Raw genomic sequence first — 21,504 nt, forward strand, 5'->3', positions numbered from 1 at the left:
GCCCCCGACCTCAGGACACCGTGAACCCTCAGGACACCGCGAAAGCCCCCGCCTTCCCCTGGATCGGCCTGCTCACGCTCGCCGGCGCCGTCTTCGTCTCCGTGACGAGCGAGTTCCTCCCGACCGGGCTCATCCCCGACATGTCGCGCGACCTCGGCGTGAGCATCTCGCTCACCGGCCAGCTCGTCACGATCTTCGCCGCGACCGTCGTCGTCGCGACGACTCCGCTGACCCTGGTGACCCAGCGCTTCTCGCGCAAGAGCCTCCTCCTCGTGGCGCTGTGCACCATCGCGGTCGCCAACGTCCTCGCCGCGCTCGCCCCCACCTTCGGGCTGCTCATCGGCGCGCGCATCCTCGGCGGGCTCGCCCACGGCCTCTTCTGGGCGATCGTCGCCGCCTACTCCGCGCATCTCGTCGCTCCGGAGCAGCTCGGCCGCGCGACCGCGATCACGGCGGGCGGCGGATCCGCGGCCTTCGTCCTCGGCGTCCCCCTGGGCACGGCGCTCGGGCATGCGTTCGGCTGGCGGCCCACCTTCGCGATCCTCGGCGGCGTCGTGCTCGTGCTCGCGCTGATCGTGGTGAAGTTCCTGCCCGCGGTCGACCACCACATCCCGCTGCGGACCGGCGAGATCCGCCTGCCGGCGCGGAAGGACCGGACGCTCCCCCGCATCATCGGCGTCTGCGTCGTCATCCTGCTGGTGCTGATCGGCCAGAACACCCTCTCGACCTACATCACGCCCTGGCTCGAGAACGCCTCCTTCGCCCCCGACACGGTGCCGCTCGTGCTCTTCGCGTTCGGCGGCGCAGGGGCGGTCGGACTCGTCCTGGCCGGCTTCGCGACCGACCGGTTCCCCCGCTCGGGCTTCGTGGTCGCCGCGATCGCGGTCGTGCTGGCGCTCGCGGGCCTGGCCGTCGCCGCGGGCACCGGCGCCGCCACGGCCGTGGTCGTCGCCGCCGTGGTCTGGAACATCGCGTTCGGCGGCATCCCGGCGATGCTGCAGACCCGGATGCTGCGCACCTCCTCCTTCCAGCTGCGGAGCCTCGCCGCGGCGCTCCAGACGACGGCGTTCAACATCGGCATCGGCGGCGGCGCGGTCGTCGGCGGACTGGCGATCGACGCGAGCGGGCTCGACGTGCTGCCGTGGGTCGCGATCGTCATCGTCGCGGTGGGGCTCGTCGTCAGCCTGATCGTCGACGCCCGGGCGACGGCGGCGGTGCGGGCGGAGGCGGTTCCTACACGCTGATCGTGTTCACAACGGAGGTAGAACGTGCTCCGGCGCGCGCCGATCCGCGTGTTCACGCTCGAGCTGGAACGTTCTTCCTCCGTTGTGAAGACGGCGGCCTCCGGCTTCGTGGACACGGCGGCGTTCCTCCGGCGCGAACACCGGGATGTCGTCCGCACGGCCGACGCGGCGCCGCGGGGAGCAGGGGTTACGGTCGAGGGATGAGAGACGGAATCCGATGAGCCCGAGCACCCTCGAGCCGCCGCTGACCCTCCCCTACTACGGGGCTCCGCCGATGGCGGCGCTCCGCCGCTTCTTCGGCAACTACCTCCGCTTCCGCGGGAGGGCGAGCCGGGCCGAGTACTGGTGGATCATCCTCCTCGGCAGCGTCCTCACGGGGCTGCTGCAGCTCGCCGACGGCGGTCCGTGGCGCCTCGACTTCATGCTGACCCCGTACCCGAGCGGCGCGCCGTTCCAGACCTTCTGGGTGTCGCTCGCCGCGGGCGCGATCGCCCTGGCGACGTTCCTCCCGTCGCTCTCGCTGATCTGGCGGCGACTGCACGACGTGAACCGCAGCGGGCTGTGGATCCTCGCGATCCTCGTGCCGATCGCCGGCTACGTGTTCCTGCTGATCCTGTTCGTGCTGCCGCCGCGGCCGGAGGGCGCGCGGTTCGACTGAGCGGCGGACGCCTCGGCGGTGGGGGGCCGGACCCGGTCGACGAGTCGGCAGTGCGGCTCGCCTGCCGCCCGCAGGACGACGCCCGTTCTCGCATCGACCGCAGGAACCGTGATGCGCCCGAGCCCCAGGGTCGTGTAACCGGCTTCCTTCTCACCGGTGACCCTGGACGTGCCGATCGCGAGACAGATCACTGACCAAGCGAGAGCGGCGAAGAACAGCACCAGCTGCACGAAAAGGGGCAGACGCGATCCCGGAGGAAGGACCGCGAACCCGACGAAGAGCCAGATACAGGCGATCGCCTGGGCGAGAGTTCCCCACCCGGTGCTGAGAACACGTGTAAGCGCAGACCAACCGGGCAGCACTTCCACCCTCTCCGGCACCAGCGCAGGTACCCTCTCCGCCCCCGACATCATGCGCCCTCCGTCGGCGGCGCCAGGGCGACAGCGCCAGCGGCGCGCGCATCAGCTCGCTGCACCGCCCGATAGACCGTCGACCGCGCGACCTTGAACTCCGCCGCGAGCTCGGCAACGGTGCAGTTCCCGGCACGATGCTCTGCGACCAGATGCGCCTCGATCTTCGGCGACAGCTTCGGCTGACGGCCACGCAGACGCCCCTTGGCCTTCGCGACCTTCATCCCCTCACGAGTGCGGGCACGAATCAGATCCCCCTCGAACTCCGCGACCATCGCGAGCACGTCGAACAGCAGCCGGCCGATCGGATCCTCCGGATCGTGGACCGACCCCCCGATGCTGAGCTTCACGCCGCGGCGGGTCAGCTCATCAACGATGTCGCGAGGGTCTGTGATGGACCGCGCGAGCCGGTCGAGCTTCGTCACGAGCAGAGTCGATCCGGCGTCGCACGCAGGCAGCGCCTCTCGTAGCGCGGGACGCTCGCGGTTCCGGCCGGTCAGACCCAAGTCGGCGTAGATCCGATCGGATGGGACGCCGGCCGCCCGGAGCGCGTCCCGCTAAGCGGTCGCATCCTGCTTGTCGGTTGAGACGCGGGCGTATCCCACGAGCGACCGTGCGCTCAGTGTGTCAGTTGACGCCCCACCATCGGGCATCTCATCGGGCGGGTCTATTGCGACAAACAGCGCCGCGAGATTCCGGTCTCATGCGCGGCCATCCTGGGCGGCCGGATGACGACCCCTCATCGGACGCCGGACGCATCGACGCACTAGCCCTCCGAGGCTCGCGCCGCACTACCGTCGAATGCGCCCGCCCAAGGCACCCCTAATCCAGTAAGGGGGTGTCCTGCCCGCAGCACGGTGAGGGTGGCAGCCCGTTCGAGCCGGGCCGGGTCAGAGGAGCCTCGCGCTGCGGGCGCGAGGCTCCCGCTCGACGCGGAGAGCGATTCCCTATCGGTACGCATGTCCAAATCCTCGCGCATCGAACAGGGGCCGGAGAGGCTCCTCGACGCCGGAGCGGCTGTCCTCATCTACTCCGGAGGTGTCCGTTAGGGGGACTTGGGTTCAGCCGGTCGTTGCAATACCACCGTGAGTCGGAGTGTTGGCGATGGGATCGAAGTTGAAGCAGCGTGCCCGGGGTGGCGCGGTTCTGGGAGCTGCCGAGGGAAGGGTCGAGTCGGTCGGCGGCCCGTGATGCTGTCGGCGTGCCGGTGAAGAGCCGCTCAACGGAGCAATCAGCTGCTTTCCGTCCGTCGCCTCGCAGGGGGTGTCTGCTCGGATCTTATGCTTGATTCGTCACATTGTTTAGTGGTTCAGTATCGCGTCGACGTTTTCGGTCGTTCCGTATCCCACCATTCGATGAGGTTGGCGTGCAAGATTAGCGCGAAGGCTTCGACTGCAAGGTCGCCTCCGGTGGTCAGGGAATCGATTGCGGCAGGGTCCCACTGGTCGAGATTCACTACCTCGTCAGTGGAGGTGGGTGTAGCTCGAATGGTTGTGTCAACGCTCCATCCGTTTGAGCTGTGGGTTGCGGTAGCCGCGATGACGTCGTACGGGGTGGGGTAGTGGCGGCGCATCCACCCCACGACGTCGGCGAGGTCGCGGGTGTCGTTCAATCGTTCTCGATCGGGGTGTAGACGGGGCATCCGGTCCCGTAGGGCGGTTGGATGATGGGTGCGGCGGTGGTGATGCTGGTAGATCGGGTGTTTATGGTGCTGTCGATTTTGTAGGCGTTGACGATGCCGATGGGGTTAGCGAGGGGATCGGAGCCGTTGTAGGCGTTATATCCGAAGAGAACGAAGTAGACGGGTGTGCAGTTTGCGTCGTAGAGCGTCTTAGACGCCTGAGCTCCCGGGTGCGTAGAGGCCGTAGCTGAGTGTCTGCTGAATATCGAAGTTGGTGTCCGCGTCAAAGTGGCCGCGAGCGATGATGTGATTCAGTCCGAACCGGGAATTTCCGCAACGCAGCGGCAAGTCCCCCTGGTCGTTGCTGTAGCTGCCGAGCGAGTGGTCGTACGTCTGTCCGTCGCAGGAATGAGTGTTCAGTCCTGGTACGTCAGCCTGAGCGGCAGGTGCGACAACCGTACCCAGGACGAGCGCAACGAACACCGTGGCGATTTTGCCAGCGGACCGATTTCGTGAGGTGTGCATGACTATTACGACCTTCATCCAAGTCCCCGCGCTCACCGCTTGTGAGCGGTCGTCGTGCACGTCTAGGTCTACTCCGCATAGCTCGGCAATACAACCCTGGGTGTTGCCGACACCCGGGCTTGGCAGCGGGACACACATGCCCTTCGAAGATCATCAGTGGGACAGTGTTCGTGGCAGCGAGCTGCAAGTTGGCGTCTGCGGGAGGGCCGTTCCCCGCACCAGCCCGGTGCGCGGGACGCTCCGCGCGCGGGCGCGGGCGGCAGCGTTCCGCAGGACAGCCGCTCGCGGCCATCACTGCTACTGCAGCGACCAGCGCCAGTTCCGAGCGCAGTAGGAACATCCCGCGCTGATGTCCTCCGGCCCGAACGTCGGAGTAATGATCGACGGTGCGAGCTTCACCGCCACAGGCTTCGCGGGACGATACCGCTGTCCGCAGACGTCTAGGCGCCCGGCCAACCATCCCCATACGGAACGGATGCAGCGCCCGTTCCTTGGTCCGTGTCACGCCGGCGGTGCACCGCGCTTCGCGCGCGTGGTTAGGGGATGAACTCTTGGGACCAGTAATCGGCCCGCACCTTCAGGAGAGGTCCCTCGATGGCGGAACTGACCGTGATGGTGCGCGGGTCCCAAAGCGTTCCTGCGATGCGCGCTTGCGGCGTCGTTCCGAGCTCGCTCGACAGCTGCTCGGGAGTCATCGCGTCGGGCGGGCGCACCGAGAACAGCCGCCAGCATCCACCGGAGGCGCACTCGACGGTCTCGCTGACGAGCTCGCTTCCGGCCGGAAAGTCGATGGCCGAGGCCGCCGGCACGTCCCCCTCGGTCCGGAAGACGGCCAGATCGGCGTAGTACACGAAAGCGCAGAGGACGGCTGCAGCCGCGATCGTCGCTCCCGCGACGACGAGCGGGTGTCCGCGCTTTCGGGGCTCATCCATAAGTCCGGACCCTAGCAAGGCGCTGTAGCCCCTAGCTGGCCTCAGCGGAGGGAACCGCGACCACTCCATCCAGTCGCCCCAACCGCACGACCAAGGGAAGAGCGAGGACGTCGCTTACCCTGAGCCAGTGGGGACATTCTCGAAGGCGCGAAAAACGGTCGCGATCGCAGCATGCCTGATCGTCGTCACGGGATGCACGCCACAGCCTGAACCGCCGGCTCCGCCTCCGGTGTCCACAGACAGCAGCTCCGACGCCGCACTGACCGGTGACCTTGGCGTGGCAACGTTCACGGGGAGCGATGGGACGGCCGGCAGCATCCGTTTGAGTGCGGCTGATGGCCGGCTGGCTCTGGCATCAGACGAGCTCGACATTCCCGCCGCGACCGCATCTTCCTCAGGTTCCGTTGCGGTCATGGCAGCGCTGGACCCGATCGATGAGGGCGCCACCTGTTTCGACATTGCTTTCCCAATGGGTCTCGCGGATGCGGAGCCAGGGAAGCCCTACAAGGCCTGGCGGAACCTCGCAGAGTTCCACGGCGACCCGACAGCGATCGATCAGCTCGTCATCACCACCAAGCCCCAGAACGACCCCGACTGCTCGATGAGGATCATTGCTGTCGCTGACGTCCAATGGAGCGTGAAGCCTCAACGCAGTGATCTCGTCGCCCAGGACGCCGGGCCGCGTGCAGCAGCGCGTGGCGAAACGACATCGACGGACGGAATGCCGACGTCGTACACGGTCGCTCGCAACGACCTCGCGGAGGACGTCGCGGCACGATTCGGCATGACGGCCGATGACCTGTTCTACCTCAACCCGTTCCGCTTCCCTTCGGACGAGATTCTGCGCGTCGGTGAAGAGCTGAACCTCACTGTCGCGGCGCGATGACCTCCCCCCGCGGGTACTCGATACCGGGCCTGGCGTTCCGGCTCTTGATCAATCCTTCGGAGTGCAGTGCATGATGTCCCGATGAACGTTGGAGAGCCCCCGCAACCGAGTGCAGCGACGCCCATCGTTCTCGCCTTGGTCTTCGGCGGTCTTGCAGCCGCCCTGGGAGCCGTAGCCTCCATTTACATGTGGGACCCGAGCGAGACGTGCAGGACCCGCGGCGGAGGCAGCCTGACGGGAGAGGGGTTCCTCTGGAACCCGCTGTGCTCAGATGGTTCAACCGTTCAGCCGATATGGATGACGTTGTCGACTGCTGCGGCGTTGATCGTGGCCGTGACATGCGTCGTCATTGCGGCCAGCCGTCAAGTTGAACGTGACGGACAGGAAATTGCGTCGCCCGACGTTCTGCACGACTACTCGCGCCAAACCCTGCCGGAGGACAACGGGCTCCGCAAGCTGGGCGATGAGTGGTGAGAGATGGCAACTCCGGGGGGGGGGGCACCCTCCCGATGAGCGTTAGACAGTCTCCTCGGCCGGATCACGCGATCCCCCTCGTTTTCGCCGTGATCTTCACAGTTTTCGCCGCCGCTCTCGGGTTGATGTCCTCTCTCTACATGTGGGATCCGGCAGAGGCGTGCGAGGTTCGTGGAAGCTACTCCAGCTCCGAGAGCTTCCTGTGGAATCCGCTGTGCGTGGACGGTTCGGCTGTCCAACCGCTGTGGATGACGGTGGCTGGCGCTGCCGCATTGATCGGTGCCGGCGTCTGCGTCGTCCTCGCGATCGCTTTTCGAGTGCTCAACCACGAGCGGGAAGTCCCGCCGCCCGTCGTCTCGCACTGGGAGTGAGCAGTCAAAGGTAGATTCGCCGGATGACGACGACTCGGACCTCCCACTCGACTCTCGCCCTGCTGCTCGCCGTTCCGGTGTTCGCGCTCGTCGGTTGCGCCGGTTCGACGGCGGGGGCTCCGGCATCGACGTCGGCCGCCGCGCCGGCGTCGACCGCGACCGCCGCCCCGTCGTCCGCCCCCGCTACTCCGGCGGCGACCGCGACTGCGGGTGCGGCGGCGGCTGGTCCGGTGTGGCCGGCGGACCCGTGCCGGGACACGCAGCTCACGGTCACGGTGGAGGACCGGCCCGAGCTTTCCGGGGCGGGCCAGGAAGGGTTCGCGATCGTGCTCACGAACGCCTCGGATCAGGCGTGCTCGTACTTCGGGTGGCCGGGCGTTCTGATGCTCGGTGCCGATGGGACGCAGCTCGCCACCGCCGGCACGTCGGGTGCGGAAGCGTTCCCGGGGGCTCTCGCTCCGGGTGAGTCGGCGCAGGCGGAGGGCCAGCTCTCGGCGGTCGGCGCATACGACTGCACGCCGACGACCGCGACGACTGTCCGGGTGCTCGTCACCTCGGACGGCGCCGGACCGGGAATCGACACGCCCTCCGATTTCCAGGTCTGTGGCGGGGACGGTCGGAGTGACTTCACGACCGGGCCGCTCACGCCGGCGTCCTGACTCTTCTAGAGTCGCGGCTGCGGTCATGGACGGGCTCGAGGGTGGAGACAGCTTCGTGCTGTTCCTGGTTCTAGGTGCCCTTCCCTTCCTCCTTCTGGTCGCCGTGGTTTCGGTCGTCACGATCGGCATCCTTCAATGGATCGGAGGGCGGGGGCGGCCCCGTCCGTAGACTGAGTGCAACCACCCCTTCGGCACGGCGCCGACCGCAACTCAAATGAGTAAATGAAGCAATGAGCACATGGGTGTGGAGTTGATCGCTTTGTGGCGGCAGTCTTTGATCGCTCCTTGACGTCGCGCTACGCGTGCGTCGGATCACCGAGGATTTCAGCGAGTCAGGAATTTCGCGAGAAACGTGCGGTAAATCACTGTGAGCTGCTGCAGATCGCTTACCACGACGTGTTCGTCGATCTGATGGATTGTGCTGCTGATGAGGCCGAATTCGGCGACCTCGCCATAGTGGGCGATGAATCGCGCATCGGAAGTTCCTCCGCCGGTATCCAACGAGGGAGTTCGCCCGGTCACGGATGTTACCGCCTCGGATAACAGCGCGACGTGGCTCGATCCAGCAGTGATGAAGGGGTCGCCACTTACCTCGACTAAGAGGGTGAAGTCGGTTGCGAACTCTTCTGCCGCCCGGCGGATCAAGCCCTCGAGGCTCTCGGCTGAATGAAGGTCGTTAAAGCGAATGTTCAGATGCGCGGTTGCTTCGGCGGGCACCATGTTGTTCGCCGCATTGCCGACGTCGATCGTGGTGATCTGGAGACTCGACGGCTCGAAGCACTCGGACCCCTCGTCGAGTGGTGTTGTGGCGAGTCGGTTGAGAACGCGGATGAGGCGGTGCACCGGGTTGTCGACGAGGTGGGGGTAGGCAACGTGCCCCTGGAACCCGCGCACCGTCAGGTTGGCGTTAAGGCTTCCGCGCCGTCCGATCTTGATCACGTCGCCGATCCGCTCCGGGTTCGTCGCTTCGCCGACAAGGGTGAAGTCCGGCATGTCGCCGCGATCGGCGAGCCACTCGAGCACACGCACGGTGCCACCCGTGGCCGGCCCCTCTTCGTCTCCGGTGATCAGGAGGCTGACCGACCCAAGGTCGAGCACTTCGGGCTGCGTCTGCGAGACCGCTGCGAGGAAAGCGGCGATGGCGCCCTTCATATCGCTGGCACCTCGACCGATGATCGTCCCGTCGCGGAGTGTCGCATCGAAGGGGTCGGAGCTCCACTCGTTAGAGCCTGGGGGAACGACATCGGTGTGACCGGCGAAGCACAGGTGCGGTCCGTCGATTCCTCGGCGGGCGTAGAGATTCGGGGTGCCATCGAAGTCCAGCCGATGAACGATGAAGCCAAGGCTCTCAAGTACGCCTGCCACGACATCGAGGGCTCCGTCGTCGCTCGGGGTGACCGAAGCACATCGGATCAAAGACTGCGCGAGCGCGACGGGGTCCACGGGAGCGAAACTATTCGGCACGGAGACACCGTACCTGCAACATCAACTGCATCTCGGAAAACAACAGCTTTCTGAGACGCCCGGTCGGCATCGCTGTCGCGGTGTCGGCTCCGCGCGATTCCGAGGTCGCAGATGTCTCGAAAATGCGTCTCAACAGAAACCGTCTCAGGGTCATGACTGCGAGGGGTTTGTGAGTCACACTGGTCGAGTGAGACTTCTTGGATACACCCGCGTGAGCACATCGAGTCAGGATGCGCAGTTGCAGCTCGACGCGCTGGTGGCTGTCGGCGTTCAAAAGCGCGACGTGTTCGCTGATGTCACCTCCGGGAGCAAGACCGCGATCGAGCGCCGAGGGATGAAGAAGCTCCTCGAGCATGCAGAGTCCGGTGACACCGTGGTCGTGTGGCGAGTTGATCGGCTTGGCCGCTCCTTGATGGACGTCCTGAACACGGTGAACCTGCTGCGTGACCGCGGCATCCACGTCCGGTCTATCTCTGATGGCATCGATCCGGCGACGTCGACGGGCCGGCTGATGCTCGACATGCTGGCCACCCTCGCCGAGTACGAGCGCGAACTGATCGTCGAGCGGGTGAATGCGGGGATCGCAGCGGCGCGGCAGAACGGCACACGCTTCGGCCGCCCACTGTCCGATCCTGCAGTAATCGCCGACAAGCTCGCCATCGCCTCCGATGCTCGAGCGATGGGCCGCACCGCCGAAGACGCAGCACGACTCGTTGGCTGGAGTCGCGCCACCCTCTACCGTCACCAGCAAGCCCTCGCCGGCCGCGAGAGCACCGCCATGTAGCAAATGCCATGGACGGTGACGAGCGGTGGCGAATTCTCCGACTTCACGTCGAAGATCAGATACCCCTCGCCGCCCTCGCACGAGACATCGGCATCGGCCTCCGCACACTACAGCGCTGGCATCAGCTCTACCGAGAAAGCGGCGTCACTGCTCTCGATCCGCACCAGCGGTCGGACGCTGGTGTACGTCGAACGCCGCCTGAGCTCGTGGCGTTCATCGAACGACTGGCTTTGAGCAGGCCGCGACCAGCGCTGACCACGCTGCACCGCCTAGCAAGCGCTGAAGCAGATCATCATGGCCTGTCGGCGCCGAGCTACGCCACCGTCAGGGAAATCGTGCAAGCTCTAGACCCGGCGCTCGTAACACTCGCGTTGGAAGGACCGGCCGCCTATCGAGACAAGCACGAGCTGGTGTTTCGCCGACGCGCCGAACGTCCCAACCACATGTGGCAGGCGGATCACACCGAACTCGACATCCTCATCATGGGCACCGGGGGCGCGCCCGATCGGCCGTGGCTGACGATCGTGATGGACGACTATTCGCGCGCGATCTGCGGCTACATCGTCTTCGCCGGGGCACCGTCCGCGATGAACACAGCACTTGCTCTCCGTCAGGCGATCTGGAGAAAGCCCGACCCGACGTGGGCTATGTGCGGGATACCTGACGTTCTCCACGTCGACCACGGCTCCGACTTCACCAGCCACCACCTCGAGCGCACCGCCATCGAGCTGCGCATCCGCATCATCCATTCCATCGTCGGCAGACCCCAGGGCCGCGGCAAGATCGAACGCTTCTTCCGCACCATCAACACCGAACTCCTCGCTACCCTCCCGGGGCACCTCGGGCCCGGCAGCAGAAGCCCCCACCCAGTACTTGATCTGGCGGCCCTCGACCAGGCGATCGGCGCCTTCGTCAGGACCTACAACGAGCGCCCGCATCGCGAGCTCGAAGCCTCTCCGCGAGACGCATGGGTTGCTGACGGCTGGCTCCCGCGTATGCCTGACGGCCTCGAACAGCTCGATGGGCCTCTTCTCACTGTTCCGAAGAATCGCGTCGTGTAGCGCGATGGCATTCACTTCCAGGGCCAGCGCTACCTCGCCCCGACGCTTGCACCCTTCGTCGGGCACACCGTCACGATTCGATATGACCCACGTGACGTCTCAGAGATCCGGGTCTACGACCGCGACACCTTCGTCTGTGTTGCCGTCGACGAAGCTCACCCCAACCTCCGACTCAGCCTCCGCGACATCGAAGCCGCCCGCCGCGCCCGCCGACGACGACTCCGGCACGTCATCAACGACCGCATTCCCACCGCCACCGTCCGGGAGGAGCCGCACAGCGTCGCGCCCGTTCCCCATCGGCGCCGGCTACGCACCTATGAAGAGGACGAGTGATGAACCAGGCCTTCATCGTGACCAAAGAGCACCGACGCTTCACCGAGTTCGCCAACGCCGTCCGCAAGGAACGAACCATCGGCATCTGTCACGGTGATGCTGGTGTCGGCAAGACCAACTCCGCCCGCCGCTATGCGAACTGGGACGCTCTCGAGCCCTACATCAACGAATGGGGCCCGCGAGGAGATCACGACGCCAAGCACTACGCCCTCGCCAACCGATCCCGCACCGTGTTCTACACACCCGAAGTACTCTGCCGACCCAAAGACCTCATGCACGACATCGACCATTGGCAAATCAAAGTCGGCCTCTGCGCCGACGAACATCTGCGCTCCCTCGAACCTGACCCGCCTTTCAAAGCACGACCAGTGGCTCACCTCGTCGAGCTACTCATCATCGACGAAGCCGAACGACTCACACCCACCGCACTCGAGCTGCTCCGCGACCGACACGACCGCGAACACCTCTCCATAATTCTGATCGGCATGCCCGGCATCGACCAACGCTTCCGCCACTACCCGCAGCTCTACAGCCGCCTCGGCTTCTCCGACCATTACCGCGCCCTCGGTCGCGACGAACTCCTCTTCGTCCTCGACCGCCACTGGAAGCGCCTCGGCCGCACCCTCGACCCCGACGACTTCACCGACGCCCAAGCCATCGCCTCCATCGAACGCATCACCCGCGGCAACTTCCGCCTACTCGAACGACTCTTTCCGCAGATAGCCCGCGTGCTCAAGATCAACGACCTCGAAACCATCACCGACGACGTCATCGAAGCCGCTGCCAGCATCCTCGTCATCGGCAACTAGCGCCACGCAACGATCAAGAGACGCCGCCACTTAGCGATCAACTCCACAAACGCGGCGCGCCGAGCAGTGTTGTCCTATAACTTGTCACTCATTCTACGACTCGTGAAAGGGTCGGGTTCGGGGTTCTGTGACGACCGATGCTAGGCGAGGGACGATGATCTCCGTGACTTCGCTGGTGCCATTACCGGGTTTTGATTCCCAGGCCCACGTCTCCTTCATTCGAAGCAGCCCGGTTGGGTCGAGAACAATCTCGGAGACGCAGGATCCCGTCGAGGTCTCGCCGTCCTCGTTGAGCTGGCAGTAGCGGAACGCCACCGTGTCACCGGTTCGAGTGCCGACAAGGAATCCCCGCCGGACTGCGCCGCCGGCGTAGGTGGCCCACACCTCGCCGTCCGCTTCGTGGTAGTCGAAGACAGTCTCAGGTCCTACTTCGCCGCCGACTGTGTCGCGGACAGCCGCGAAGCGGTAACCGTCAAGAGAGGGCAATGAGCTCGATGCGTTCATAGGAAAAGACTAGGGACGACGTGACGGCAACTCCGGGGCAGGGGATCTACCGCGTCCAGTGCAACATCTCCGGCGAGGAAGATCATGCGCGAGCCGGCGGGAACTGTCGCGGCGTACGCATACTGCGCTGCGCCGGAGAGGCTGTTGGAGCGGATGAGGCTCACTACTGAAGTCACTGGCGTCACGCTCCGCTGTCGTCGGCCCAACGAGTCTTCCACGGCCGGGCACCAGATCGGCCCGGTGAACCATCCCGATACGGGACGGTGCCGGCCCCGCCTGCCGGTTGCAAGTAGACAAAGGCGCGGTCTTGAGTACGGTGGCGCCGTGAAACGAACAGGCGAGGGAATGGCGGGACGGCATTGCGCCGCTACGGCGCTCATTGCTGCTGGCGCACTGATGCTCGCCGCGTGCTCAGGTTCACCAGCTCCGGAGGGTGATCCGATCCGGGCAGCTCGCGCGTTGCGCGACGCGCCGCTGATCGTGCAGGAAGGCAACGCTGCCGACACCTGCGGAGAGTTCGTGCTTGATCACACCGAGCTCGTGCCCATCAACGCGGTCGCATGCCTCGACACGGCAGCAGCAGCGGGCGAGGAGGCGGAGCTCGCCTGGAGTTCTCTCACGGATGAAGGGGATCCCGTCGTCTCTTTCGCCTACACGGCACCCTGGAACGCAGGGATCGTCTTCTCTCTGACAAACGAATACAACTCCTACGCGGATGATCACGGTTGGACCACCGGCCTCTGCCCGGACGCAACCACCGCAACCTCCGATTTCAGCCCCGAGACGTGCCTCGGTCCTGTGGAGGGATGAGTCCACGCGGACGACGAAGATGGCCCGCTCAACCATCCCCTTACGGAACACATGATCGTGGAGTGCTGAACGTTCTGATTCATGGCGTGTTCACCGACGTGCCGGACCATGATGCTCATGGAAACACGAGAACTGGCATGGGGCATTCTGGCGTGGCCTGCCGTTGCGGTCCTTGCGCTGCTGCGAACTGTGGGCAGCTGGGATGTATCGGGCGGGTCCGCAGCAGGGATCCTCGCGGGCACAGCAGCTGCGTTCACTGTCGCGGGCGCACTCCTATGGCTTCCCTCGAGTCTCTGGCTCGACCGGCGGACACGCCGCACCCCGCGCGTCGGGCGGGCGGCCGCGTTCCTGGGTCTGGGACTCGTGATCGGCGCCGCCGCCTCCACCGCGCTGGTACTCGCGTCGGGAAACGCGACCTGGCCCTCCTCCGCGGGCCTCATCACGGAATACGCAGTCACGGCAGGAATCGCTTCCCTCCTCGGTTGGCTCCTCGCCGCCACCCTTCGTGCGAAGAAGCTGCCGATCGTTCAGACGGCGGCGAATCGCGTGAACCGCTGAATGATCCGGGTCGTCGATCGATCAGCGTGCCAGCAGCAGTCCGGCCAAGCCGATGACGTCCGGCACCACGGCAAAGGCCAGGAAGAGGTAGGAGAGCACGAGTCCCACCGTCGACTCCCAGCGAGGACCGACGTGTCGTCGCGCCTGATGACCGACGAGGACGCCGGCCAGCGGGAGAAGGTACTGCAGCGTGGTCGCGACTCCGATGACCAGGGGATCGCCCACCCACAGGTGGGCCACCGCCAGGTATCCGACGGCGTAGGACACGACGGCGAGAACGCCCAGCACGAACGCAGCCCGCGTCCACCCTCGTCCGCTCCGCCGCGCGGTACCCGTCTCCTTCATCACACTCATACCTCCACTGTACGAATCGCTCCTCGCGCACGCCCGCCCCTCGGAGCATGTGCCGGTCCTTCGCCCGACGTCTCGTTCGGTGACACGACCACGCCTCGGCGAGCTGCTGTCCAGCGTCAGCCGGCGAGCCGGCGTCCACAACGAGGACGCGACTCGGATTCGGAACATGTCCGATGGCTGCCTCGATAGCCTCAGCGCATGAAGATCCGAGCCGGTTCGCCTGACGATCGCGGGCCCTGCATCGACCTCTGGCTGGAGGCACTCAGAGCACGAGACGGATGCAGTCAGGACGACGCGGTCGCCGAGAGGGCTCGAGCGAAGTTCCACCGGCCTCTCGTTCGGTTCGCCGTCATCGGCTCGGATCCCCTCGGGTTCGCTCTCACCGTCGACACGGGCGATGGTCCGGGCCGACACAGTGCGCTGCTCGAACTGCTCGCCGTCGCACCGAGCGAGACAGGGCGCGGGCTCGGCCGGACACTGCTCGACGACGCGGTCCAGTCCGCCTCTCAGCTCGGCTACCTCGTCCTGAAGCTGCACGTCCGCGCCGGAAACGATCGGGCGGAAGGGCTTTACAAGGCGTCCGGCTTCGAGCCTCACGGGGATCCCGCGCCGCATCCGCTCGGTGGTCATCCGATGATCGAGTACGCGCGGACTCTGACTCACGTCAGCAACTGAGGACCTCCGGCCACCGATCCGCGTACGGGCCACTCCGCGCGACCGGATCACATGCGCACTCAACGCTGGTCGAGCGGTCGGGTCATGGCAACCTCATCCCATGAGCGTGAGCGACGGACAGGCCTGTGCCCCACGGGACCTCGACGTGCTCACCGACCGGCTCCGACTGTGCCGGCCCGCCGAGACCGACCTGGACGAGCTGTTCCGCCTGTACACCGATCCGCGGATCGCGGAAGAGGATCCGCTCCTCCTCCATCTCTCCGCCGATCAGACCCGGGCCGTGATCGCGTATCGAAGGACCCAGTGGACACGGGACGGACTCAGCAGCTGGGTGATCCGCCGGCGCGACTCCCCCATCGACAGCCGTGATCTGATCGGAATGGGTGGATGCACTCTGCTCTCCGATGCAGCCTGGAATGTGGCGTTCACCCTCCACCCCGACCACTGGAGCAAGGGCTACGCGCAGGAGGTCGCCCTCGCCGGCATCGAACTCGCCCACCGCCTCCGACCGGAGCTGCCCGTCACCGCGGTCGTCGCAGAACGCAACGCACGCTCCCGCCGCACCATCGAGCGACTCGGCCTCGCGCTCAGATGGGAGGGTCCGGACGCGCACAGCCCAGACCCGACCGCACGAGTCGTGCTCTTCGCCGACCGCCAGCTCTCCGCTGAACAGGTCCGCCGGCTCACCGGCTGAACCCGATCGCCGATCGGCTCATCCGCCAGCTCAGCGAGAGCTCCCCTCACGGGCAGCGAGTCGGCACCGCCGGTGAGCATGGCGATCCTCCGCTGCGGGAACTGCAAGCGAAGCCGACCTGTCGGTCCACCAGCCGGCGCCTCCCCCTCCCCGCTCCTCGTTCCCTGCCGCAGGGCAACGAGACACGACGACGCTGCGCTCGGGAGTCCACCGGCAACTCCTTGAAGGGGCACGGCCGTCCGTCGCCGGACGGATTCACGTCCACCTCTTGTTCATTCCGGCTTCGTTGTCCAGCGCCGTCGGCTGCCCTAGCGTTCGGCAGGTGGACACCAGGAGATCGACCTCGACCGGCTCTAGCTCCGTTGTGTCCTGGGTCGCTCTCGCGTCAACCGGCGTCGCCGCCGCGACACTCTGGATCGCGGACGCCGTCTGGTACGGGATCCCCGAGTCGGGTGGCCCGGGAGTCAGTCTGCTCTTCATCGGCGGGTGGGGTCTTCTCACGTGCGCCGCCCTGCTCACGGTCGGCGTGCTCATCCATCTGGCGCCCTCCGCGCTGAGCCGCCACGGAAAACGCCCCGTCGAGTTCGTGCTGCCGAGCGCCGCACTCGTCCTCATCGCGGGGATCCTGCTCGCGCATCCGCTGGCGGGCAGCGCTTTCGCCTGACCCTCACCGGCATCGACCCTCGAAAATGTCTCGGCGCCTCCGGGCCCTCTCGTCAACGGGCTCTGGTGGCTTCACAATTACAGCGAGGGGTGCAACCGTTCGGGTCGGTGCACCCCTCGCTGCCGGTTGGCCGAACGCGCGCCAACCTCGAACGACCAGCAGCCAGGGATCGCCGATCGAGCGGTCACAGCCTAGATTTTCTAGACGGTCTAACTAAGTCCCCTTTCCGGGTGAGGTGGATCGTGCAGGCGATGCCGGTGCTTCGGCTGACCGCGGGCGCCGAGTTGGGAGCGGCGCGATCCGATTTCGAGGTCGATCACTCCTGGTACGGGTCGAAGCGGTGGGCGGGGCGGGGTGCGGTGGTCGTGGTGGTCATGGTGGGGCCTTCCTGTGCAGCAGTGGGAGAAGAGGAGGGGCGGGGACCGGTGCGAGCCGGTCCCCGCTGGGTGGGCTAGCTGAGTCCTGCGGCGTCGGCGGGGGTGCTGTCGCCGGTGACGACCTGCTCGACCGGGGGGAGCGCGTATCCCCAGGCCGCGAGCTGGCGGAAGTGCTCGGCCGTGCGCTCGTCGCCGCGGCGCCAGGACTCCTTGCTCGTGTGCGCCTCCTGACCTTCGAGCACGACGGCCAGCGCGACCAGGCGGGCCTTCGCGGGGTTCCCCTCGATCAGCGCCGCGAGAGCGTCCGCGCGGTAGCCGGAGGGGCGCTCGATGCGCAGCAGCGTGTGCGCGAGATCGCTGCCGCCCGTCATCCCGGAGGACACCGCGAACCGGTGGGTGGTGAGGCCGAGAGCGATGATGCGATCCGCGTCCTTGGGGAGGGTCTTGCGGGCGAGGAACGTCGCGATCCACTCGCGGCGCACCTTCTCGGCCGCGTTCCACGCCTTGTTGTTGGCGATGAGCACCTTCCGCTCCGCGGACTTCTCGGCGGCCTCCTCCTCGGTTTCCTCCTCGGTCTGCGGCTGCTCGGGGGCTCCGTAGGCGTAGGTGAATCCGGCGGCGGTGGGGTCCTGGACGAGGAGGGTGACCTCGACCTCGCCGCGCCAGCTGGTGTCGATGAGCACTCCGCGGCCGGGAGCGGCGGCGACCTGCTCGGGGGTGACGCTCTTCCCGTCCTCGCCGCGCAGCTGCCGGATCGGCGTCCACGTCGCCTGGTCGCCGTAGGCGTCGGAGCGGGTGAGGATCTGGAAGCCGTTGCCGGTGTACTCGGCGGCGGTCGCCGCGAGGAGCGCCTGGTGCGCGGCCTCGTCGCGGAGGGTCTGCGCGGTGTGCTCGAACTGGGCCGGGTCGTGGGTGGCGACCTCGATCAGGGTCGCGCGGGCGTCGGCGTCGTCCTCGAACTCCAACAGCACCGCCGCCTGGTCCAGGGTCAGCTCGTGCTCGTGCAGAACGGACGTGACGGTCGCGGACTCCGCGACCGCGAGCCCCTTCTTCACCGCGTCGGTCTTGGTGCCGGTGCGCTTGGCGATCGCTGCGGCGGACACGCCCTCGAACGCGAGCTGCGCCCACGCGGCGGTACGGTCCGCGACGCTCAGCTCGGCGCGCTGGTCGTTCTCGATGATCTGCTGAACGATCCGGTACTTCCGGGCCGCCAGCAATCAGTCAGGTCGACGAGCCGGTCGTCAGGCCGGCCCCCTACGCGCACCAGTCGCGCGAGCGACCGTTGACGCTGCGCGCGGTGTCGCCGGTGCCGAGGTCGACGAGCACGGTCGAGGTCGCGCTGAAGCCCGGCTCGCCCGGGTAGTCGTCCGGCCGACCCTCGACCGAGACGGTCTCGACGGCGAGGTACTGCCCGTTCGGCGAGAGGCAGACGCCGCGGATGCGCCCCGTCGGCGAGGTGCGGAACACCTCCGAGGTGCCGGACGCGTCGACGCGGACGACGGAGTACTGGGTCGCCCCCGTCTCCGGCGCGTACTCGGCCTCGAGCTCGACGTAGCTCCCGGAGTCGAGGAGCAGGATCTGCACGGGCGACGCGGTCGCGCTCACGTCGGCCGGGGGGAGGGCGAGCGTCTCGACCGAGCCGTCGGCCAGGTCGATCAGCGAGCCCGACTCCGGATCGGCGACCACGAGCCGGTTCGCGCCGGGCACGAATCCGCGCAGCTCCGCGTGCTGCCCGAGCGGGCTGATCGAGCCGGGCGTCAGCAGGTCGAGCAGGAGCACCGTGTCGTCGAGCGAGTGGGTGACGACGGAGGTGGTGCCGGGCACGAACATCCAGTCGCGCGCCCGCAGCGGCCCGCCGTCGATCCCGAGCACGGGGACCGCCTCGGCCTTCTGGTCGGTGAGGTCGTAGGAGTAGAGGGCGCGGTCGAGCGGGCCCGACGGCGCCTGCCCGGTGAAGGTCCAGCCGAGCACGCCCTTCTCGGGCGAGGAGTGCAGCTCGCGCACGGTCCCGGGGCCGGGGAGCGGGATCACGCCCTCGGAGCCGGTGTCGAGCGTGACCGTGCGGAGGAGGTTCGTGTCGTCCGGCTCGATGGTCACGACGACCAGCACCGGGCCGACGACGGCGTAGTCCTGGATCCGGTCGGCCGCGACGAGGACCCGGGCGTCGCCTCCGGAGAGCGGGCGGACGCGGACGGCGTCGGGCTGCGAGGGGTCGTCGGCGGTGCGGTCGAGGGTGAAGAGGTCGGGGTCCTTCGTGGTGAAGGAGGCGGAGACGTCGGCGGCCGAGCCGGTCGCGGCGCTGCGGGCGTCGTCGATCCCGATCTCGTAGCGGGTGGCGTAGCGGAGGGTGTCGGTGAAGGTGACGGTGAGCACGCCGCCGTCGAGCTCGGTGGTGTGCGGGGCGTCCGGGGCGACGCGGACGCGGTCGCGCGCGTCGGGCTCGAGCGCCTGGTCGAGGTGCAGGCGGGCTCGGGAGCCGTCGCGCTCGACCACGCCGTCGGTGCTGACCTCGAGGGAGGCGACCCGGGGCCCCTTCGCGACGGTGGCGGCGGTCAGGCCTCCGACCGCGAGGACGAGCACCGCGACGACCGCCCAGAAGAGCCGTGGGAAGCGGGAGGCGCCTGCGGAGTCGAGGCCGGGAGCCCGCCGCGCGCCGCCTTCGGACCGTCGCCCGCTCTGCGCCGACGTGCGGCGCTCCGGAGACGCGCCGCGCTCGGGAGTCGCGCCGCGCTCAGTAGACATACGGCATCGCCGGCTCGTCGATCGGAGTGAGCGCCTCCGGCTCCAGCACGACCGCCTCGGCGCTGGTGACGCTCGGGTTCGCGCCGAAGCCGCCGCTCGCCTCCAGCCACTGCCCCTCCGACCAGGTGTCGGCCCAGCCGGCCTGGTAGACCGGCACGCCCACCGGCTGCGCGTCCACCGCGCAGCAGGTGACGACGAAGCGGGCGATGTAGAAGACGTTCTCGGGGTCGGAGGCGTCGGGGGTCACGAATCCGCTCACCGTCGCCGTGCGGCCGGCGAGGAACTGCTCGCTCGCGCCCTGGCGCAGCAGGGTCGCCCAGTCGCGCACGCTGAACGAGGCGGTGTCGCCGGTGGGCGCAGCGGCGGTCACGGAGGCGTCGACGGCGCTGGTGTTGACCTCGCGCTGCGTCGCGGTCGAGGCGGTGAGGGCGGCCGGCGGGAGCACGAGCAGGGCGACGGCGGCGGAGGCGATCACCGCGACTCCGGCTGCTACCGCGACCACCCGGCGCCAGGGGCGGGCGGGCGCGGGGGCGTGGAGGTGCTCGACGTCGTCCTCGTGCTCGTGCTCGTCCTCCTCCGCTCCCGGCACCACCGCGAACGCCGCGATCAGCAGCACTCCGGCGATCACGGCGAGCACCACCGAGAACTCGAAGTAGCGGGGGTGGATGTAGAGGCCGAGCCGGCCGGTCGCCGCGAGCCACAGGGTCGAGACGACGCCGATCAGGCTGAGGACGACGCCCTTCCAGCGAGCGAGGAGGCGCTCAGAGCGCATAGTTCACCGCCAGTCCCAGCACGGCCGCGGCGAGGGCGACCAGCACGGTGACGCGAACCAGCGTCGCGGCCGAGAACGTGGTGCGCAGCAGCGCGAGCATCTTGACGTCGATCATCGGACCGAAGACGAGGAACGCGATGATGCCTCCCGGCAGGAACGTGGAGCCGAACGAGAGCACGAAGAACGCGTCGACGTTCGAGCAGATCGAGATGACGAACGCGAGCACCATCAGCGCCAGCACCGACCAGAGCGGGTCGCCGCCGAGAGTGGTCAGAACGTCGCGCGAGACGCCGACCTGGATCAGCCCCGCGATGGCGGCGCCGACGAACAGCGCCGGCATCATCGCCCCGGTCTCCTCGGCGAACAGCAGCACGCTGCGCCGGGAGCGGTCGCGGAGGGAGCGGGAGGGCCGCTCGCCCGCCTCGCAGGCAGCGCGGAAGCGGTCGGTGAGCAGGCTCATCGGCTCGGAGTGGCGGCTGAAGATCCAGCCGACGAGGTTCGCGATCGCGAAGCCGCCGACGATGCGCCAGACGAGGATCCCGTCGGCCCAGCCGAAGGCCTGGTAGGTCGTGACGATGGTGATCGGATTCACGATCGGCGCGGCCAGGAGGAACGTCATCGACTCCGACACCGAGAGGCCCTTGACGATCAGCCCGCGCGCGAGCGGCACGTTGCCGCACTCGCAGACCGGGAGGAGCACGCCGAGCAGCGAGATCACGAGGCGCCGCGGGAGCGCCCGCTTGGGCAGGATCCTCAGCAGCACGGCCTCGGGCACCCACAGCTGCACCGCGATCGAGAGGACGATGCCGAGGAACACGAACGGCAGCGACTCGATGACGACGCTGATCGAGAGGGTGAGGAAGTCGCGCACCGCGTCCGAGAGGGCGTCGCCCGCCACGTCCGGGGCGAGCAGGCGCGTCGCCACGAGGACAGCGACCAGGGCGAGCCCGAGGAGCGGCCCGCGCCGCGACCGCCGGGCGCCCGGGGACGCGCGGGTCGGGGCGGCGAGCGCGGATTCGGGGGACATCCCGACCCATCGTAGGCGGGGGCCCTGCGCAAGCCGGGGCGGGGCGCGGCTGCGACGTACCCGGCGAGTGTGAGCCCGGCCGCACGAGATCCGGCC

21 protein-coding genes and 2 pseudogenes are annotated in these 21,504 nt (G+C 67.6%); 14 read left to right on the plus strand and 9 right to left on the minus strand.

Annotated elements, in window-relative coordinates; translation table 11 throughout:
• The coding region (locus tag C5C55_RS11915) for an MFS transporter (RefSeq protein ID WP_219813009.1) at nt 1-1,244 on the plus strand (1,244 nt) is incomplete at its 5' end.
• A gap of 217 nt (nt 1,245-1,461) precedes the next feature.
• Nucleotides 1,462-1,902: a DUF805 domain-containing protein gene (locus tag C5C55_RS11920; protein ID WP_181067847.1), complete on the plus strand. Its 441-nt coding sequence runs from the start codon at nt 1,462-1,464 to the stop codon at nt 1,900-1,902.
• A 409-nt stretch (nt 1,903-2,311) separates the two neighbouring features.
• On the opposite strand, the pseudogene C5C55_RS11930 reads toward C5C55_RS11920, so the two are convergent.
• Together C5C55_RS11930 and C5C55_RS11935 are read right to left on the minus strand one after the other, a co-directional pair.
• Nucleotides 2,312-2,965 (minus strand): annotated as a pseudogene (locus tag C5C55_RS11930) (recombinase family protein).
• A gap of 2,029 nt (nt 2,966-4,994) precedes the next feature.
• Complete coding sequence (locus C5C55_RS11935; RefSeq protein ID WP_104234057.1) at nt 4,995-5,390, minus strand: hypothetical protein; 396 nt, start codon at nt 5,388-5,390, stop codon at nt 4,995-4,997.
• A gap of 127 nt (nt 5,391-5,517) precedes the next feature.
• Here C5C55_RS11935 and C5C55_RS11940 point away from each other — a divergent pair, with 127 nt between their 5' ends.
• From C5C55_RS11940 to C5C55_RS11955, 4 genes are all read left to right on the plus strand, one after another.
• Nucleotides 5,518-6,276 (plus strand): LysM domain-containing protein, encoded by a 759-nt coding sequence (locus C5C55_RS11940; protein ID WP_146080944.1) that lies wholly within the window; start codon nt 5,518-5,520, stop codon nt 6,274-6,276.
• A gap of 297 nt (nt 6,277-6,573) precedes the next feature.
• On the plus strand, nt 6,574-6,750 hold the full coding sequence (locus tag C5C55_RS16650) for a hypothetical protein (RefSeq protein ID WP_181027276.1): 177 nt from the start codon (nt 6,574-6,576) through the stop codon (nt 6,748-6,750).
• A gap of 89 nt (nt 6,751-6,839) precedes the next feature.
• Nucleotides 6,840-7,121 carry a hypothetical protein gene (locus C5C55_RS11950; RefSeq protein ID WP_104223367.1) on the plus strand — a complete coding sequence of 94 codons (282 nt, stop codon included), beginning with the start codon at nt 6,840-6,842 and terminating at the stop codon, nt 7,119-7,121.
• A 23-nt stretch (nt 7,122-7,144) separates the two neighbouring features.
• Entirely contained in the window at nt 7,145-7,780 is a 636-nt protein-coding gene (locus tag C5C55_RS11955) for a DUF4232 domain-containing protein (RefSeq protein WP_104234060.1), read from the plus strand.
• Nucleotides 7,781-8,104: 324 nt separating this feature from the next.
• Here the strand turns inward: C5C55_RS11955 and dapE are convergent, their stop codons facing one another.
• The gene (gene dapE / locus C5C55_RS11960) at nt 8,105-9,223 is read right to left on the minus strand and encodes a succinyl-diaminopimelate desuccinylase (protein ID WP_219813010.1); all 1,119 of its coding nucleotides are present in this window, start codon (nt 9,221-9,223) and stop codon (nt 8,105-8,107) included.
• A gap of 208 nt (nt 9,224-9,431) precedes the next feature.
• On the opposite strand from dapE, the gene C5C55_RS11965 reads away from it, so the two are divergent.
• From C5C55_RS11965 to C5C55_RS11975, 3 genes and pseudogenes are all read left to right on the plus strand, one after another.
• Entirely contained in the window at nt 9,432-10,028 is a 597-nt protein-coding gene (locus C5C55_RS11965; RefSeq protein ID WP_104234062.1) for a recombinase family protein, read from the plus strand.
• 8 nt (nt 10,029-10,036) lie between these two features.
• A pseudogene (locus tag C5C55_RS11970) lies at nt 10,037-11,422 on the plus strand (Mu transposase C-terminal domain-containing protein).
• The gene (locus C5C55_RS11975; RefSeq protein WP_104234063.1) at nt 11,422-12,231 is read left to right on the plus strand and encodes an AAA family ATPase; all 810 of its coding nucleotides are present in this window, start codon (nt 11,422-11,424) and stop codon (nt 12,229-12,231) included. The pseudogene C5C55_RS11970 and the gene C5C55_RS11975 overlap by 1 nt, the downstream one beginning before the upstream one ends.
• Nucleotides 12,232-12,324: 93 nt before the next feature.
• On the opposite strand, the gene C5C55_RS11980 is transcribed toward C5C55_RS11975, so the two are convergent.
• Complete coding sequence (locus C5C55_RS11980; RefSeq protein WP_104223373.1) at nt 12,325-12,735, minus strand: hypothetical protein; 411 nt, start codon at nt 12,733-12,735, stop codon at nt 12,325-12,327.
• Nucleotides 12,736-13,059: 324 nt separating this feature from the next.
• Here C5C55_RS11980 and C5C55_RS11990 point away from each other — a divergent pair, with 324 nt between their 5' ends.
• Nucleotides 13,060-13,545 carry a hypothetical protein gene (locus C5C55_RS11990; RefSeq protein WP_146080945.1) on the plus strand — a complete coding sequence of 162 codons (486 nt, stop codon included), beginning with the start codon at nt 13,060-13,062 and terminating at the stop codon, nt 13,543-13,545.
• Nucleotides 13,546-13,653: 108 nt separating this feature from the next.
• A complete protein-coding gene (locus C5C55_RS16350) occupies nt 13,654-14,103 on the plus strand; it encodes a hypothetical protein (RefSeq protein ID WP_104317404.1) in 450 nt (149 codons plus the stop codon).
• 21 nt (nt 14,104-14,124) lie between these two features.
• Here the strand turns inward: C5C55_RS16350 and C5C55_RS11995 are convergent, their stop codons facing one another.
• A complete protein-coding gene (locus tag C5C55_RS11995) occupies nt 14,125-14,457 on the minus strand; it encodes a hypothetical protein (protein ID WP_104234065.1) in 333 nt (110 codons plus the stop codon).
• 198 nt (nt 14,458-14,655) lie between these two features.
• Between C5C55_RS11995 and C5C55_RS12000 the strand changes: the two genes are divergently transcribed.
• The 3 genes from C5C55_RS12000 to C5C55_RS12010 all read left to right on the plus strand — a co-directional run bounded on the left by C5C55_RS12000 (nt 14,656) and on the right by C5C55_RS12010 (nt 16,490).
• Nucleotides 14,656-15,132, plus strand: a complete 477-nt coding sequence (locus C5C55_RS12000) for a GNAT family N-acetyltransferase (RefSeq protein ID WP_104223376.1) — start codon at nt 14,656-14,658, stop codon at nt 15,130-15,132.
• Nucleotides 15,133-15,232: 100 nt separating this feature from the next.
• Entirely contained in the window at nt 15,233-15,826 is a 594-nt protein-coding gene (locus tag C5C55_RS12005; RefSeq protein WP_104234066.1) for a GNAT family N-acetyltransferase, read from the plus strand.
• A gap of 364 nt (nt 15,827-16,190) precedes the next feature.
• The gene (locus C5C55_RS12010; RefSeq protein WP_104223378.1) at nt 16,191-16,490 is read left to right on the plus strand and encodes a hypothetical protein; all 300 of its coding nucleotides are present in this window, start codon (nt 16,191-16,193) and stop codon (nt 16,488-16,490) included.
• Nucleotides 16,491-16,941: 451 nt separating this feature from the next.
• On the opposite strand, the gene C5C55_RS12015 is transcribed toward C5C55_RS12010, so the two are convergent.
• Genes C5C55_RS12015 through C5C55_RS12030 form a run of 4 tightly spaced genes read right to left on the minus strand, consistent with a single transcriptional unit; the run spans nt 16,942 to nt 21,408 of the window.
• On the minus strand, nt 16,942-18,084 hold the full coding sequence (locus C5C55_RS12015) for a hypothetical protein (RefSeq protein WP_104234067.1): 1,143 nt from the start codon (nt 18,082-18,084) through the stop codon (nt 16,942-16,944).
• Nucleotides 18,085-18,121: 37 nt separating this feature from the next.
• Nucleotides 18,122-19,609 carry a hypothetical protein gene (locus tag C5C55_RS12020; RefSeq protein WP_104234068.1) on the minus strand — a complete coding sequence of 496 codons (1,488 nt, stop codon included), beginning with the start codon at nt 19,607-19,609 and terminating at the stop codon, nt 18,122-18,124.
• The gene (locus C5C55_RS12025) at nt 19,599-20,381 is read right to left on the minus strand and encodes a TIGR03943 family putative permease subunit (RefSeq protein ID WP_104234069.1); all 783 of its coding nucleotides are present in this window, start codon (nt 20,379-20,381) and stop codon (nt 19,599-19,601) included. The genes C5C55_RS12020 and C5C55_RS12025 overlap by 11 nt, the downstream gene beginning before the upstream one ends.
• Nucleotides 20,371-21,408 (minus strand): permease, encoded by a 1,038-nt coding sequence (locus tag C5C55_RS12030; RefSeq protein WP_104234070.1) that lies wholly within the window; start codon nt 21,406-21,408, stop codon nt 20,371-20,373. The genes C5C55_RS12025 and C5C55_RS12030 overlap by 11 nt, the downstream gene beginning before the upstream one ends.
• Nucleotides 21,409-21,504: the final 96 nt, after the last annotated feature.

The organism is Rathayibacter sp. AY1C2 (assembly GCF_002931195.1).
Classification (GTDB): Bacteria; Actinomycetota; Actinomycetes; order Actinomycetales; family Microbacteriaceae; genus Rathayibacter.